Source organism: Butyricimonas faecihominis, assembly GCF_033096445.1.
GTDB classification, from domain to species: Bacteria; Bacteroidota; Bacteroidia; order Bacteroidales; family Marinifilaceae; genus Butyricimonas; species Butyricimonas faecihominis.
This window is the reverse complement of sequence record NZ_AP028155.1, coordinates 2,134,903-2,150,786: the sequence shown is the minus strand read 5'-3', so window position 1 is coordinate 2,150,786 and position 15,884 is coordinate 2,134,903. Positions and strand designations below refer to the sequence as shown.

The following is a 15,884-nucleotide window of genomic DNA, read 5'->3' as shown; positions in this document are numbered from 1 at the left end:
TTTATAACCAAAAACTATCATTTATGGCGATACTTTTGAGTAAGAAGCGTTCCATTGACAGGAACGTTAGTAGAAGAATTGTGAAAATGTTTTTGATACAATTCGTGTTTTGCTTGTGTTTTTTCACAAGTATTGCATCCGGTGTGACACAAAATCGGGTGGTGAACCTGGACTTTGAAAATGTGGAATTGTCGAAAGCGTTGAAAAGTTTGAGTGAAGCGGCTAATTGTAAGTTTGTCTTCAATTATGATGACTTGAACAGCTATAAGGTGTCTGCAAAGTTGGAAAATAAGAGTGTGGAGGAATGTTTGGATATTTTGTTAAAGGGCATGCCTTTCAAATATAGCCAAGAGGGGGAGTTAATTGTTATTTCTTATAAGAGTAATGATGAGAAGAAGGTTTATACGGTTCGAGGAGTGGTGAAAGATGAGACGGGGATGCCTCTACCCGGTGTAGCGGTGATTCAGAAAGGTACGACGTTTGGGGCTGCAACCGATGTGGATGGGAGATTCGAGTTCAAATTAACAGAAAAGAACGTTACCTTGGTATTTTCATTTGTTGGAATGAAGACGAAGGAATTGTTGTATGATGGTTCGGATAAATTATTGGACGTGACGATGGAGGAAGAGGTTGAGATGCTGGGAGAAGTGGTGGCTACCGGTTACCAGACGATTTCTCGTGAACGTTCAACGGGTTCCGTGACAATTTTGAAAGCGGAAGATTTAGGCAAAGTACAAAGTACGAGTTTGGTTTCCAAGATTGAAGGTTTGACTCCCGGTTTGTCTACTTATGGAGATGAGTTGGAGATTCGGGGGGCTTCATCTTTTGCCGTGAGTTCAACCCCATTGCTGGTGGTGGATGGAATCGTGATGAATCAATCTTTGAGTTCCATCAACCCGGATGATGTGGAAACGATAACCGTGTTGAAGGATGCTGCGGCCACTTCATTATACGGGGTACGTGCTTCTAACGGAGTGATCGTGATCACGACGAAAAAAGGAAAAGGGGATAAAGTGAGTATTGATTTGTCGGCTAGCTTTTATATAAAGCCAATTCCTAAAATGAGTTATATGGATTATGCTTCCACGAGTGATATTATTGATTTCGAACAAGACTTTTTGTTTAATTATACGGAATACGGAACTGATCCTAGTGCTTATTTTACTAATAAGGATGCCTCTAATGCTCCTAAAGCATATACTCGTATCGAGCGTTATTATCGGGAAATGCTTGACGGCAATATGACAGAAGCCGAGGTAAATCAGGCGATAAATGCAATGAGGGATAATGACTATCGTCGGGAAGCACAAAAAATATTGACTCACACAGCTTTGAGCCAAAACTATAATTTGTCGTTATTAAAAGGAGGGGAAAAGTCTAATTTGTATTTTTCACTTCGTTATGAAGATAACGGACAATATTTAAGATCAAATTCGGCTAATCAATATAGTATTTATCTGAAAAACGAGTTGAAATTAGCGGATTGGTTTACATTGACGTACGGATCTAATGTTTACCTTACTAAGACAGAAGTATCTCAATCAGGCGTATCTTGGTTTGATGCGATGCCGTACGAGTGCGTGGTGTCTGATGAGGGGGATGCGGTTTATCAATACAAGGAAAATTATTATCGTGCCATGGATATTAATGAAACAGAGGGGTTGGAGTTTATGGGATATAATTTGAAAGAGGAGATGTATAAAAACATGCTAACCACGAAGAGTGTGTATGTGCGTTTGTTTACGAATGCTGATTTCAAGTTGTATAAAGGATTGGATTTAGGAGTAAAATTCCAGTATGAACGTACTAAGTCAGATGCTAAGCAATATGATGAGGCGGATTCTTATATTATGCGGGACATGGTGAATCGTTACGCATCTAAGTCTAACAATAACTTTATTTATAATATTCCTCAAGGAGGACATATGGCTGAAAAGCATTCCGATTCGGAGTTCTTTAATTTCCGGGCGCAGTTGAATTACCAAACGACAATTGCCGACAAGCATGATTTGACGGTTCTTGCCGGAGCTGAAATTCGTCAAGATGAATGGGGTGAATCTCAAAGTGAACGTTACGGTTATGATGATAGAAAGTTGACTTATAAGCAAGTGAACTGGGAAACATTGATGACGAATGGTGTACAAGGACAGTTGACAGATGCTCTTCAGAAAAAGTCTGAATTGTTGAATGTGACGAATACGAAACACCGTTATGTTTCAGCTTATGCCAATGCGGGGTATACTTACGATTCTAAATATAGTCTGAATGCAAGTATCCGAGTGGATCAGGCAGACCTTTTCGGTACGGACCCGAAATATCGCTATCGTCCTTTATGGTCCGTGGGTGCAAGTTGGTTGATGACTAGGGAATCATTCTTGAATGATATCGCTTGGCTGGATATGTTGAAATTGCGTACAACTTATGGAATCACGGGTAACGTGGATCAGTCTTCTTCTCCTTACTTGCTGGGAACTTATGCAAACTCGCTGTACACGCAGGCTAGTATAACTTTGATCACGCAAGCTCCTAATAAGATGTTACGTTGGGAAAAAACATCCACGTTTAATGTGGGTATGGATTTTGCGTTAATCGGAAGATTGAGCGGATCATTGGAGTTCTATCGTCGCTACAGCTCGGATTTGTTGGCTAATAAGACGTTGGACCCATCATTAGGTTTCGAGACGGCCAGAGTAAATAATGGAGCCATGAGAAATACCGGTTTGGAAATTTCCGTGTCATACGATTGGTTAAAGAAGAAGGATTGGGCTTTGAACACGACGTTGACTGCGGCGAATAATAAGAATGTGATTAAAAAAGTGGGTTACGTGCCTTCTAATGCCATTGATATGTTGCAGTATCCGGGAAGTAATTATTTAAAGGGAGATTCCTATAATTCGGTGTACGCTTATCGCTATGCAGGTTTGACAAAGACTGGAGATCCTTCTGTATACGACCAGAATGGAGAGGTAAAATCGAACGAGCCTGTACGTGATATCGCAGTCTTGGTAAACGCCGGACAATTAACTCCGAAATGGAACGGAGCTTTGACGATCAATTTAAGATGGAAGAGCTTGGAATTCTTTACGAAGTTTGTGTATTACACGGGACATTCTTTGAGAAATGATGTAACGCCTCTTTATTCAACTTACGTAGATATTACGGGCAGAATGCATAAAGATATGGCGAACCGATGGACTGAGACAAATAAAAACACGGATATTCCGGCAATGGGAGCCTTCGGAGCAAATCAGGATCGTAATTATCTTTGGAAATATGCTGATGTACACGTGTTGAGTGCTTCTTTTATCAAATGTCGTAATATCGGAATTACCTATTCTTTACCCAAAGATTTGATTAAGAAGGTGAATTTGCAAAATGTTAGTCTTCGGGCTCAAGTGGATAATCCTTTCTATTGGGCAAGTAACGGGGAAGGCATTGATCCGGAATCATTCAATGCAAATGCGGGAACTCGTACGGAGTTGTTGATGCCGACCTATAGTCTTGGTTTGAATATTAACTTTTAATTGAGTGGACGTATGAAAAAATATATAGTTGTTATATGGTTATCTTTGGTGATGGGACTTGTGTCCTGTGATAACTATTTGGATGTGGTACCTAAGGGAGAAGCGGTATTGAATTCGACAGATGATTATTTGGGATTGATTGAAGCGGCTAATCCGAAATTTTCCATGACTTCTTTCTGGTATATGGCAAATGAAGTTACCTATTATAAAAAGGCAGAGTTGGAATCTTACTTGTATCCGATGTATTCTATCGGGTTCTTTTGGGATGAGAGTGTTGATCGTTATAATTATATGGTAGATGGTGATATTGCAGAGTTATATTCTGATTGTTATTCCAGAATTGCGTCGTACAATGTTGTAGTAGAACATATGAATGATGCAGAGGGACCGGATACGGATAAAAAGTTGGGAATTGCTCAGGCTAAAATAATGCGGGCGTATAATTACTTTTTCTTGGTGAACACTTTTGCAAAGCCTTATAAGAAAGAGACTGCGGCAACCGATATGGGTATTATTATCCATAAAAAGTTTGATTTGGAGTCTGAAAGTAAGCAATATACGGTTAAGGAAGTTTATGAATTTATAGAACAGGATATAGAGGAGGCTTTAGCTGATCTGCCGGAACAGGCTTTGAATTCATATCGTCCGACAAAGGGGTTCGGATATGCTTTACAAGCTAAGGTGCGTCTGTATAAAGGAGAGATCGACCTAGCCTTGGAGTCCGGGTTGAATGCTTTAAAGTCAAGTTATCATAAACTTTGGGATATGAATGAGATGTATAATGAGGCGCTTGCAACATATCCTTTCCTTCCAACAATGCCAAGTATGTGGATGACCGCTGCAAAACTTGAGGATTCGAATCCGGAACATTTATTATATCAGTTTGGACATACTAATACAGATCCGTATCCGCAGTATGCTCGGAAAGAAATGCTCGATTTGTATGACAAGAATAATGATTTACGTTATATCACTTGTTGGGGATATTATATGCCTCCACGTCCTACGGCAGAAACTGGGGCAATTATGTTTGGTAGTACGAATGTGAAGTGGAACCCGGGAGGTATGCGTTTGTCAGAAGTTTACCTGATGATAGCCGAATGCTATGCAAGAAAGGATGATAAAGATAACGCAATGAAATATCTGAATGATTTGTATCGGAATCGGGTGTTTCCTGGAACGGCAGAGTTAACCGCTGCTGATGCCGATGAGGCATTTAAACTAGTTCGTGAGGAGAGAAAGAGAGAATTAGTTTTGACTTATAACGGATTCTTTGATATGAGACGTTTCTGTACAGAATTTAATGAAACGTTGACAAAGACTTATGTGAATGAGGCCGGAGAAACTAAAACGTATTCTTTGCGTCCGGATTCACCTCTGTTAGTGTGGCCTTTCCCACAGCAAGCGATGGAAACGAGTAATTTGGTTCAAAATACGAAATGATGTCCCATATGAATAAAATATGTTGTGTATTTTTGATATTAACGGTTCTGGCTTTTGCCGGAACTGGATGTCAGGATAAGACGGAATCGTCTACGAAGGCGAGAGTGGAGTTTAAGAATACGATTGAAGGAAACTTCTTTTTTATTCCGGAAGGGTCTACGGCCGGATATACGAAAATGGAACCGGATTCTTTGGGAAATTATGCTTATGAGGTGGATTTGAATGTACCGAGTTATTTCCGTTATGTAGGGGTGAACAAGAAATTTTATTTGGTTTATTTGACTCCGGGAGCACGGGTGGAGATACAAGAAGGTGCGGATGGTGTTGTGTTTGCGGGAGACCATGTTGCCGAGAATACGTTTTTGTCTGAAAATGTATATTTAGGTTCTGTACCTGAGGATGTTCCGCTTTACTCGGCAGAGTGGGTGAGACTGAACACGGAGGAGGTGAATCGCTTGATTGGAAATTTGGAAACTTCCGGTTTGGATCAGGACTTTATTCGGCTGCAAAAATTGAAGTATCGTTGTGATTTTTACTTGCAAAGATTGAATGGACCTGCGAATACTGCGATGTTTGCTCCTCAGTTGAAGATTGAACTGGCAGATAATTTTTATGATTTCATGAAAGAGGTGAACTTTTCGGATTCGTCTCTCGTGCAGATACCGAAATGGTTTAACATGATGCTGGGGACATTCGAACAGATGGAAAAGAAGGGATGGATTGAGGTTTCTCCGGAAAGATACATGGAAATTTACGCGCAGAAGATCGGGGATGAGAAGGTTCGTTCTATGTTCTTGGTGGAATTGTTGAATCTTACATTACAGAAAGGATATTCTGATGATTTCCCGGTTTATCTGGAAGGGGTTCGTCAATATATAACCCATCCGGAGGCGTTGGCGGCATTGCCGGCTTTGGAGTCTCGTTACCAAGAGTCTAAAGAAACCCATAAAACTATCGCAAGAGGGCAGATGGCTCCGGAATTTAAGGCGGTTGACGTGAAGGGAAAAGAGTATACTTCTGCCGATTTCAAGGGAAAGGTGCAGGTGTTGGATTTTTGGTTCACGGGATGTATTCCTTGTCGTGCGGAAATGCCTTATATGGAGAAATTGGCTGATGATATGAAAGGGGAGAATATCGTATTTATTTCGATGTCAGTGGATACAGGTGATGAGTTGATGGCTTTGTGGAGAAAGATGGTTAAAGATAAGAAGGGTGCCGAGTTGCAGTTGAACGTGCCGGGAGGTTTTAAATCGGATTTGGTAAAGAAATACTTGATTCATGGGGTCCCTCGCATCGTGATCGTGGACGAAGAGGGGAAAATTGTGGATGCGAATGCCAAACGTCCCTCGGATCCTAAATTACGAATGCAGTTGGAACAATTGGTGAAATAATTATCATGTAGTTCAAAGTGTAATTTAAAAAGAATCCGTCCGGAACTCCGGACGGATTCTTTTTAATATGTAGGAAAATCATCCATTTAGACTGAATTTTACCCGGTTTACTAGGGAGCGTCCCAGTGTGAGTTCATCGGTATATTCGAGGTCATTACCTATGGCGATACCTTTGGCAAGGGTGCTGACCGTGATTTCATCCCGGCGAGGGAGTTTTTTGAAGATGTAATATCCCGTGGTGTCTCCTTCTATGGTGGCTCGCAAGGCGAAAATAACCTCCTTCACGGAAGGATTGACCACTCGTTCCAGTAGAGAATTAATGTGAAGGTCAGAAGGACCTATGCCGTCCATGGGCGAGATAATCCCCCCTAAAACGTGGTAAAGCCCGTGGTATTGACCGGTGGCTTCAAGGGACATGATGTCCTTGATGTTTTCCACGACACATATCGTTTGGGTATCCCGTTTGGGGTCGGAACAAATCTCACAAGTGTCACTGTCTGAAATGTTGTGGCAGTATTGGCATTCTTTGATGGATTCTTTCAAAGCAGTGATACTGTCTGTAAATTGCTTTACCTCTTCGGGGCTTTGGCGCAGCATGTGTAGCACGTAACGTAAAGCTGTTTTGCGTCCGATTCCCGGAAGGGAAGCAAATTGTTCTACTGCTTTTTCCAATAGTTTGGAAGATAAAGATTGCATGTTTTATTCCTCTTTGAATTTTAAATCTCGAATCATCATTTGAATGTCGCTTTTCCCCATGAATTCGTTTTCTTGAAGGGTGTAGCAAATATCAAAATATTCACCTTTACTGATACGGGAAAATGCCTCTCCCATGCCGAAAGCTATACCACTCCGGTCGTTGCAGACTCTCGTGTCATCCACGACCACCAGTTTTAGGTGTTCGTTGTTACGTCCCACTTGTTTTGAACCAATGAAATTCGTCACGTTTTCAGTCATGAACACGGGAATCGTGTTGTTGGGGCCAAACGGGGCGAACTTCTGAATCATGGCGTAAAGATCCGGGGTGATGTCGTTTAATTTGATTTGGGCATCAATATTGATCTGGGGTGTCAACATCTCTTCCGTGATCGTTTCACTCACGATTTTCTGGAATTTAGCCTTGAAAGGTTCAATGTTTTCAAGCCTTAATGTCAGTCCTGCCGCGTATTTGTGTCCCCCGTAATTTTCCAAGAATTCGCTACATTGTGAAATGGCGTAATACAGGTCAAATCCTTCCACTGAACGAGCGGATCCGGTTGCCAAACCGTTGGACTCTGTCAGGATCACGGTCGGTCGGTAATAATATTCCGTTAGACGAGAAGCCACGATCCCGATGACACCTTTGTGCCAGTTCGGGTTGTAAAGTACGGTTGCTTTTTGGGATTGATCGTAGTGGGACTGGTTGATGTACTCAAGGGCTTCTTCGGTGATGTCGTGATCCAGTTTCTTGCGTTGGTCGTTAAAGTTGTTAATGCTTGCAGCGACTTCCGTGGCTCTGGTCTCATCATCGGCTATCAGGAGTTCTACTGATTTGTTTCCCGATTCAACTCGCCCTGCCGCATTGATTTTGGGGCCTATGCGAAAAACAATGTCATTTATTGTCAGGTCTTTACCTATTCCGGAAAAACTTAATATCGTTTTTAATCCTAGGCTGGGTTTTCTATTTAATTGCAATAAACCGAAATGGGCGAGGATACGATTCTCTCCCGTGATCGGAACAATGTCACTGGCAATACTGACGCAAACCAAATCCAACAATTTGTACAGGTCTGCCATCGGCAAGTTGTGTTTCATGCTATATGCCTGTGCCAGTTTGAAACTGACCCCGCAACCGCTTAACCACCGGTAGGGGTAGTGACAATCTTTCCGTTGCGGGTCGAGGACGGCAACGGCATCCGGAAGTTCGTCGCCCGGGGTGTGATGGTCACAGATGATGACATCCACGCCTTTGGATTTCGCATAACGGACTTTCTCCACGGCTTTCACGCCACAGTCAGTCACGATCATGAGTGAAATCCCGTTGCGAGCCGCATAATCGATAGCCAAGATGGAAACTCCGTAGCCTTCCGTGTATCTGTCCGGGATGTAATATTCAGGATACTCGCATTTATTTTTTAGGTATTTATAGAGTAAAGCAACCGCCGTGGTACCGTCTACGTCGTAATCGCCGTAAATCATGACTTTTTCCTCGGTGCTGATTGCTTTTTCCAACCGGAGAACGGCTTTATCCATATCCTTCATCAAAAACGGGTCATGGAGCATGTTGAGGGTTGGATTGAAGAAAGCATGGGCCTCTTCTGCAGTGTCCACACCGCGTTGCAAAAGCAAGTTCGCGATAACATGACTGCAGTTAAGTTCTTTGGATAGTTTGTCAATTTTTTCCCACTCGGGTGGGGTGTTGATGACCCATCTTTTTTTCATTATCTCTTTCTCCTATTCTGCTACAAAGAAGCAGAAATTCCTTGGGATTTCAAAAGAATACGGATTATATTTTTTAACAGGTTTGTTCTAAATAAGGTTATGCGATTGTGTTTCAGTTGTATAAAAATAAGATTGAATTTAGGGTGATAAAATTTTAACAAAAAGCAGGGGAAATGTAAATAACGAGGGAGAGCTCCCCTTTTACTTTCTTCTTTGCACTTTATTTATTATCTTTGCACATTAATTTTTGAATAAAATTTAGAGCGGGCGTATACCCGGTGATAAAATAGATTTTATATAACCTTTTAAAGCATATAAAAATGAGTCTTGCAGAATTAAGCGAACAGGAAATTATTCGCCGGAACTCTTTAAACGAGTTGAAAAATTTGGGAATAGATGCCTATCCGGCACCGGAATTTAAAGTAACTCACCTTTCTAAAGAGATTCTGGATAAATTTGAAAAATCACCGGAGGAATTGCAAGAGGTTGTAATTGCCGGGCGAATGATGAGCAGGCGGATTATGGGTAAGGCTTCATTTTTTGAATTACAGGATGCCGAAGGTAGGATTCAGGTCTACGTGAGTCGGGATGATGTGAGTCGGGATGAAGCTTGCACGATGTATAATACCGTTTTCAAAAAGTTGATGGATATTGGCGACATCGTGGGCGTGAAAGGATTCGTGTTCCGCACGAATATGGGGGAGATTTCGGTTCATGCGAAAGAACTGGTGATATTGTCCAAGTCCTTGCGTCCGCTACCGGTTGTGAAAGAAAAGGATGGTAAAGTGTTTGATGCTTTTACCGATCCGGAATTAAGATACCGTCAACGTTACTTGGATTTAATCGTGAACCCGCAGGTGAAGGATGTGTTTATCAAGCGTACGAAAATGATCAACGCCATCCGTCAGTTCTATACGGAAATGGGATGCTTGGAGGTGGAGACTCCTGTGCTGCAGGCTATACCGGGAGGAGCTTCGGCCCGTCCGTTTATCACGCATCATAATGCATTGGATATTCCGTTCTATTTGCGTATTGCGAACGAGCTGTATCTGAAACGTTTGATCGTGGGAGGCTTTAATGGAGTATTCGAGTTTTCCCGTAATTTCCGTAACGAGGGAATGGACCGGACGCATAACCCGGAATTTACTTGTATGGAGGTGTACGTGCCGTACAAGGATTATTTGTGGATGATGGATAGCACGGAGAGAATGATTGAGGCGGCGGCAATGGCCGTGAACGGGACAACTAAAGCTCCTTTCGGGGAGAACGAGGTGGATTTCAAACGTCCGTTCAAACGAGTGAGAATGTCAGAGGCGATTCAAGAATATACCGGATTTGACATCACGGGTAAGAGCGAGGATGAGATTCGGGCATTCTGTTTGTCTATCGGCTTGAACGTGGATGAGACGATGGGTAAGGGTAAGTTGATTGACGAAATTTTCGGAGAGAAATGTGAAAGTCACTATATACAGCCGACCTTTATTTATGATTACCCGGTGGAGATGTCTCCGCTGACTAAGATGCATCGTTCAGATCCCGGATTGACGGAACGTTTCGAGTTGTTCGTGAATGGTAAGGAGGTTGCTAACGCTTACTCTGAGCTGAATGACCCGATCGATCAGTTGAATCGTTTCAAAGATCAGTTGGCACTTCAGGAAAGAGGGGATGATGAGGCCATGTTTATTGATTACGACTTCGTGCGTGCCTTGGAGTACGGTATGCCCCCAACCTCGGGAATGGGTATAGGGATAGACAGGCTTTGTATGTTCCTGACCAATAGTCCGTCTATACAGGATGTGTTGTTGTTCCCGCAGATGAAACCGGAGAAAGTGGCTACCGTGGATGCTGACGAGAAATTTATCGAGCTGGGAATCCCGGCTGATTGGGTTGCCGTGGTTCGTAAAGCTGGTTACCAGACCGTGGAAACCTTGAAGGCGGTAGAGAACCCGAACAAGTTGCATCAGGAATTGAGCGGTTTAAATAAAAAAATGAAATTAGGCTTGAAGACTTTATCCCCGGATGAGGTAAAAAGCTGGTTTAACTAAAATAAACGTTGCTGGTTACAGGTTGGCAGGTTACAAGTTCGTGTAGGACAAAACCTGTAACCTGTAACTTGTAAACTTGTAACTTATTGGTATCATGGAAATAGTTGAAAAACCAAGGATTGGAGTAGTTGGTGGGGGTAGTTGGGCTACCGCTATCGCTAAAATGCTGACAGAAAATAACGGGCATATTAATTGGTTCATGAGAAACATTGAATCGATAAAGGCCTTTAAAGTATTAAAACACAATCCGCGGTATTTGTGTGGTGTCGATTTTGATATAGACAAAATCTCGTTCTCGGATGATCTGGATTGGGTGATCATGAATTCCGATGTGATCGTGTTCGCCATCCCGAGTGCTTTCCTACAAAACGTGGTAACTCCAAGGTTGCAAGTGTCGTTGAAAGATAAGATTATCGTTTCGGCCATTAAGGGGATGATTCCGGATGAGAATCTACTTATCGGGGAGTTCTTCCACCAGAAATACGAGGTACCTCTAGGACAGATTGTAATTATCTCCGGTCCCTGTCATGCGGAGGAAATAGCTTTGGAACGTTTGTCTTATCTGACATTCTCCAGTGAGAACCTGCGGGTAGCACGGACTGTGGCTCAATTATTCGAGTGTTTCTACGTGAAAACCACGATTTCCGATGATATATACGGGGCCGAGTATGCCGCAGTGCTGAAAAATGTTTTTGCTATTGCGTCGGGAATCTGTCACGGATTGCGATATGGCGATAATTTTCAGGCAGTGTTGGTTGCTAATGCCATCCAAGAAATGGAGCGCTTTGTGAATGCCGTGCATCCGATTCAACGGGATATTAAATTTTCCGCGTACTTGGGAGACTTGTTGGTAACAGCCTATTCTCAGTTCAGCCGGAACCGGACATTCGGTACGATGATCGGGAAAGGATATTCTGTGAAGTCCGCACAAATGGAGATGCTGATGATTGCCGAAGGGTACTTTGGCGTGAAAGGAATTCATGAAATCAATCAACAGTATAAAGTCCACATGCCCATCACGGAGGCTGTTTATAACATTCTCTACGAGCGAATCAGTCCGACAATGGAAATCAGATTGTTAACCGATGAGTTGAGATAGTTTAGAGTTTAAAGTTTAGAATTTAGAGTTTAATGTTGATTATTGGGGAATTGAGGTTTTAGCATTTTCAATTTTCAATTTTCAATTTTCAATTAAAAAGTATGTCAAATTACAGTGCGAGGGTTTTGGGATGTGTGAAGAAGGCCTTACCCGTGGCGATAAAGACATCAATATGGTTTTTGAAAATCATGCTACCGGTATCTTTGTTCGTGACTTTGTTGTCATACTTTAATATACTGCCTTATATTTCTTCATTTGCATCCCCGTTGTTTACCTTGATCGGTTTGCCGGGAGATGCAGCCTTAGTCTTTGTTACCAGTATATTTACGAATATATATACCGTGATCGCTTTGCTTTCTACGCTTGATTTTTCCGTGCGGGAAAGTTTGATTATGGCAACGATGTGTTTGATTTCCCATAACTTTGTCGTGGAAACGATCGTGTTGCAGAAGACGGGTTCGTCTGCTGTGTGGATGGTGATCTTGCGAGTCTTGGGAAGTTTTGTTGCGGCCATCGGTTTAAATTGGTTGTTGCCGGAAATGAGTGGGAAGATGATGGCGGAAACGGCGGTTTCTCTCGGTTTTTGGGAAACGATGTTGCATTGGCTGGAAAGTAGTGTGATGCTGGGGCTGAAAATCGTACTGGTGATTTCGGGGTTGATGATATTGCAACGGTTGTTGGAAGAGTTCGGCATTTTGAAAATATTGTCTGCCATGTTATCCCCGTTAATGCGCTTGTTCGGACTGAATCCGGATGTGGCTTTCCTGTGGCTGGTGGGGAACACGGTCGGATTGGCTTACGGTTCCGCGATCATGATGGATTATGCCAAGACGGGAAAACTGGGACATCAGGAGGCAGATTTGCTGAATCATCACTTGGCGATTTCTCATTCGCAACTGGAGGATCCGCTGTTGTTTGCCGTGATGGGATTACCTGCGGGGTGGTTGATATTTCCCCGTGTCGTGTTAGCCGTGATTGTTGTGTGGATTCGTCGGGGCATTTATTTATTGCAGGTGCGAGTACACCCACCGGTAAAAGTTGAAAATATTAGTTTATAAAAATATGAAATACACTATTGAAGAGGTTTTGAACGAAAAGCAAGCAAAAGAATTTTTGTTGCTACCTGTATCCCTTTATAAGAATGACGAGAATTGGGTACGGCCTTTAGATAATGACATCACGAAGGTTTTCGATCCGGCAAAGAATCCGTTTTTCAAGCATGGCGAGTGTACCCGCTGGTTATTGCGGGATGAGAAAAGTCGATGTGTTGGTCGGGTGGCTTCTTTTATTGATAGAAGTTCCTGCCATTTGGATTCCTACTCGGTGGGGGGAATGGGTTTCTTCGAGTGTATTAATGATCAGGAAGCTGCTTTCATGCTGTTCGACCGTTGTCGTTCGTGGTTGGAGGAGCGAGGCATGGAGTCCATGGAAGGACCGGTGAATTTCGGAGAGCGTAACGAGTGGTGGGGATTGCTGGTCGATGGTTTCAAACCGCCTGTATTCCAAATGCCCTACACGCATAAGTATTATGTTCCGTTCTTCGAGAACTACGGGTTCCGTGACTATTTCAAACAATATATCTACCGGACTCGCTTGGTGGAGGAAAGTCTTTCCAAGGTAGTGGTCTGGAAGTCGGAACGGTTGTTGAAAAATGAAGATTACCGGATTATTTCCTATCGTGAAATGACTCCCCGGCAGGCGAAAGATTCTTTCCTGACCATTTATAATAAGGCGTGGAACTTGAACGTGCATGGTGTCGGGGGGATGGATAAGGAACAGGTGGAGGTGTTATTCAAGACCCTGAAACCCGTGCTTGATCCTGATTTATTGTATTTTGCTTACTATAAAGGGGAACCTATCGGTTTCTTTATCATGATTCCGGAATTGAACTATATCGTGAAACACGTGAATGGTAAGATTAGCGGGTTGGGTATTTTGAAATTCCTGTATTATCGTCATATCAAGCGGGGGCGTGTGGCCTTAGGATTAATTTTTGGTGTTGCATCCGAATTCCAAGGGCGTGGAGTGGAGGCTGCTATGATTTATGCTTTCTGTAAGAATATCATTTTGTCAAAGAAGACGTATGATTGGTTGGATATGAGTTGGGTCGGAGATTTTAACCCGCAGATGATGCACTTGATGGATTACATTGGTGCAAAACAATCCCAGACTTATATTACTTATCGTAAGTTGTTCCGGGATGATATTGAATTTTGCCGTTCTATCGATAAAAAAGTGAAAGACCCAGAGAGTTCAGAGGGATAAAATAACGAGTTTCTCAATTTAAAATCTAAAATAAGTATGTCTTGGTTAAGTGAACTGTTTTTTGGACAGGGAATTGCTCATTCAGTGTTAATGTTCGCAATCGTTATCGCTCTGGGGATTGTGCTTGGAAAGGTAAAGGTTTGGGGGATTTCTTTGGGGATAACCTGGATTCTTTTTGTGGGGATTATTTGTAGCCATTTGGGAATGCGGGTGGACGGTCATACCTTACATTTTATGAAGGAATTCGGATTGATTTTATTCGTGTACTCTGTGGGATTACAGGTAGGACCCGGTTTTTTCTCTTCTTTCAGAAAAGGAGGCTTAACCTTGAATATGCTGGCCGCGGGCATCGTGTTCTTGGGCGTGGTGACCACATATATTATTCATGTTGTGACCGGATTACCGATTACAACGATGGTCGGTATCCTTTCCGGAGCAGTGACGAATACGCCGGGATTGGGTGCTGCTCAACAAGCTTATTCGGATATGGCAGGGGTAAATGACCCCACGATTGCTTTAGGATATGCGGTGGCTTACCCCTTGGGAGTGATCGGTATTATTGGGTCGATTCTGCTGATGCGGGTGATCTTCCGGGTGAAGTTCGAGAAGGAGAACGAGGATTTGGAGCGACAGGATGGGGAGCGTGCGAACGGGGCTCAACAGTTTTCCGTGCGAGTAACAAATCCGGCTTTGTTTGGTAAGGATTTGATGGAAATTACCCGTTTGATAAATCGAAAGTTCGTGTTTTCACGGGTTTGCCACGAGGATGACCGTATCGAAATCGGTTCTTCCGAGACTTGTCTACGTGAAGGAGATAAATTGCTTGTCGTGGCTGCTTTACAGGACATTGATGCGATTGCAGCTTTTCTTGGGGAACGTGTCAACGTTGCTTGGGAACAATTGGATAAACAACTGGTATCTCGTCGGATCGCAATTACGAAGGGGGAGGTGAACGGGAAGATGTTAGGAGAGATGCGGTTGCGGAATTGTTTCGGGGTTAACGTGACTCGGGTAAACCGTGCCGGGGTGGATTTGGTAGCTAAACCGAATTTGCAGTTACAGATTGGAGATCGCTTGACGGTTGTTGGGCCGGAAGCTGCCGTTACGAACGTGGCGAAAGTGTTGGGTAACTCTTTGCGTCGTTTGAGGGAGCCTAACTTGGTAGCCATATTTTTAGGTATATTCTTGGGTATTTTACTGGGAAGTATTCCGTTTACTTTCCCCGGTATTCCTCAGCCGGTAAAGCTGGGATTAGCGGGAGGTCCATTGATTATTTCTATTTTGATCAGTCGTTTCGGTCCCCAATACGGTTTGGTGACTTACACGACAATGAGTGCTAACCTGATGTTGCGGGAAGTAGGTATATCCCTTTTCTTGGCAAGTGTCGGGTTGGGGGCCGGAGAAGGTTTCGTGTCGACCATTATTGATGGCGGAGGGTATGCTTGGGTAGGTTATGGTTTTATTATTACCGTGGTGCCTTTGATTATAATCGGGATTATTGCCCGTTCCATATATAAAGTGAATTACTTTACGTTGATGGGGTTAATGGCTGGAAGTATGACAGACCCGCCAGCATTGGCTTATTCCAATGGTATCGTGGGAAATGACGCTCCCGCCGTGAGTTATGCCACGGTGTACCCGCTCACGATGTTCTTGCGGGTACTGACAGCACAGATGCTGATTTTGTTTTTTGTTTAGC

The 15,884-nt window shown here is 43.0% G+C and carries 10 protein-coding genes; 8 read left to right on the top strand and 2 right to left on the bottom strand.

Annotated elements, in window-relative coordinates; all coding sequences use genetic code 11:
- Nucleotides 1-23 precede the first annotated feature (23 nt).
- From R8806_RS08990 to R8806_RS08980, 3 genes are read left to right on the top strand one after another with little or no spacing between them, the layout of a single operon-like run.
- A complete protein-coding gene (locus R8806_RS08990) occupies nt 24-3,524 on the top strand; it encodes a SusC/RagA family TonB-linked outer membrane protein (protein ID WP_151412084.1) in 3,501 nt (1,166 codons plus the stop codon).
- A 12-nt stretch (nt 3,525-3,536) separates the two neighbouring features.
- Nucleotides 3,537-4,967 (top strand): RagB/SusD family nutrient uptake outer membrane protein, encoded by a 1,431-nt coding sequence (locus tag R8806_RS08985; protein WP_124317024.1) that lies wholly within the window; start codon nt 3,537-3,539, stop codon nt 4,965-4,967.
- Nucleotides 4,968-4,975: 8 nt separating this feature from the next.
- Complete coding sequence (locus R8806_RS08980; protein ID WP_164719674.1) at nt 4,976-6,358, top strand: TlpA family protein disulfide reductase; 1,383 nt, start codon at nt 4,976-4,978, stop codon at nt 6,356-6,358.
- 78 nt (nt 6,359-6,436) lie between these two features.
- Here the strand turns inward: R8806_RS08980 and recR are convergent, their stop codons facing one another.
- Nucleotides 6,437-7,054 (bottom strand): recombination mediator RecR, encoded by a 618-nt coding sequence (recR, locus tag R8806_RS08975; protein ID WP_124317022.1) that lies wholly within the window; start codon nt 7,052-7,054, stop codon nt 6,437-6,439.
- A 3-nt stretch (nt 7,055-7,057) separates the two neighbouring features.
- Nucleotides 7,058-8,776, bottom strand: coding sequence for a single-stranded-DNA-specific exonuclease RecJ (gene recJ / locus R8806_RS08970; protein ID WP_124317021.1), 1,719 nt, complete (start codon nt 8,774-8,776; stop codon nt 7,058-7,060).
- A gap of 320 nt (nt 8,777-9,096) precedes the next feature.
- Between recJ and lysS the strand changes: the two genes are divergently transcribed.
- The 5 genes from lysS (at nt 9,097) to R8806_RS08945 (ending at nt 15,883) form a co-directional block, all read left to right on the top strand.
- A complete protein-coding gene (gene lysS / locus R8806_RS08965; protein ID WP_124317020.1) occupies nt 9,097-10,821 on the top strand; it encodes a lysine--tRNA ligase in 1,725 nt (574 codons plus the stop codon).
- Nucleotides 10,822-10,915: 94 nt separating this feature from the next.
- Complete coding sequence (locus tag R8806_RS08960) at nt 10,916-11,920, top strand: NAD(P)H-dependent glycerol-3-phosphate dehydrogenase (protein ID WP_124317019.1); 1,005 nt, start codon at nt 10,916-10,918, stop codon at nt 11,918-11,920.
- Between the two features lie 101 nt (nt 11,921-12,021).
- Nucleotides 12,022-12,978 carry a nucleoside recognition domain-containing protein gene (locus R8806_RS08955; protein WP_151412085.1) on the top strand — a complete coding sequence of 319 codons (957 nt, stop codon included), beginning with the start codon at nt 12,022-12,024 and terminating at the stop codon, nt 12,976-12,978.
- 4 nt (nt 12,979-12,982) lie between these two features.
- Nucleotides 12,983-14,185: a hypothetical protein gene (locus R8806_RS08950; RefSeq protein ID WP_124317273.1), complete on the top strand. Its 1,203-nt coding sequence runs from the start codon at nt 12,983-12,985 to the stop codon at nt 14,183-14,185.
- A 36-nt stretch (nt 14,186-14,221) separates the two neighbouring features.
- Nucleotides 14,222-15,883, top strand: a complete 1,662-nt coding sequence (locus R8806_RS08945; RefSeq protein WP_124317274.1) for a putative transporter — start codon at nt 14,222-14,224, stop codon at nt 15,881-15,883.
- Nucleotide 15,884 lies beyond the last annotated feature (1 nt).

Coding starts and splice junctions, on each gene's coding strand:
- R8806_RS08990 (WP_151412084.1), top strand. CDS start 24: ATGGCGATACTTTTGAGTAAGAAGCGTTCCATTGACAGGAACGTTAGT.
- R8806_RS08985 (WP_124317024.1), top strand. CDS start 3,537: ATGAAAAAATATATAGTTGTTATATGGTTATCTTTGGTGATGGGACTT.
- R8806_RS08980 (WP_164719674.1), top strand. CDS start 4,976: ATGAATAAAATATGTTGTGTATTTTTGATATTAACGGTTCTGGCTTTT.
- recR (WP_124317022.1), bottom strand. CDS start 7,054: ATGCAATCTTTATCTTCCAAACTATTGGAAAAAGCAGTAGAACAATTT.
- recJ (WP_124317021.1), bottom strand. CDS start 8,776: ATGAAAAAAAGATGGGTCATCAACACCCCACCCGAGTGGGAAAAAATT.
- lysS (WP_124317020.1), top strand. CDS start 9,097: ATGAGTCTTGCAGAATTAAGCGAACAGGAAATTATTCGCCGGAACTCT.
- R8806_RS08960 (WP_124317019.1), top strand. CDS start 10,916: ATGGAAATAGTTGAAAAACCAAGGATTGGAGTAGTTGGTGGGGGTAGT.
- R8806_RS08955 (WP_151412085.1), top strand. CDS start 12,022: ATGTCAAATTACAGTGCGAGGGTTTTGGGATGTGTGAAGAAGGCCTTA.
- R8806_RS08950 (WP_124317273.1), top strand. CDS start 12,983: ATGAAATACACTATTGAAGAGGTTTTGAACGAAAAGCAAGCAAAAGAA.
- R8806_RS08945 (WP_124317274.1), top strand. CDS start 14,222: ATGTCTTGGTTAAGTGAACTGTTTTTTGGACAGGGAATTGCTCATTCA.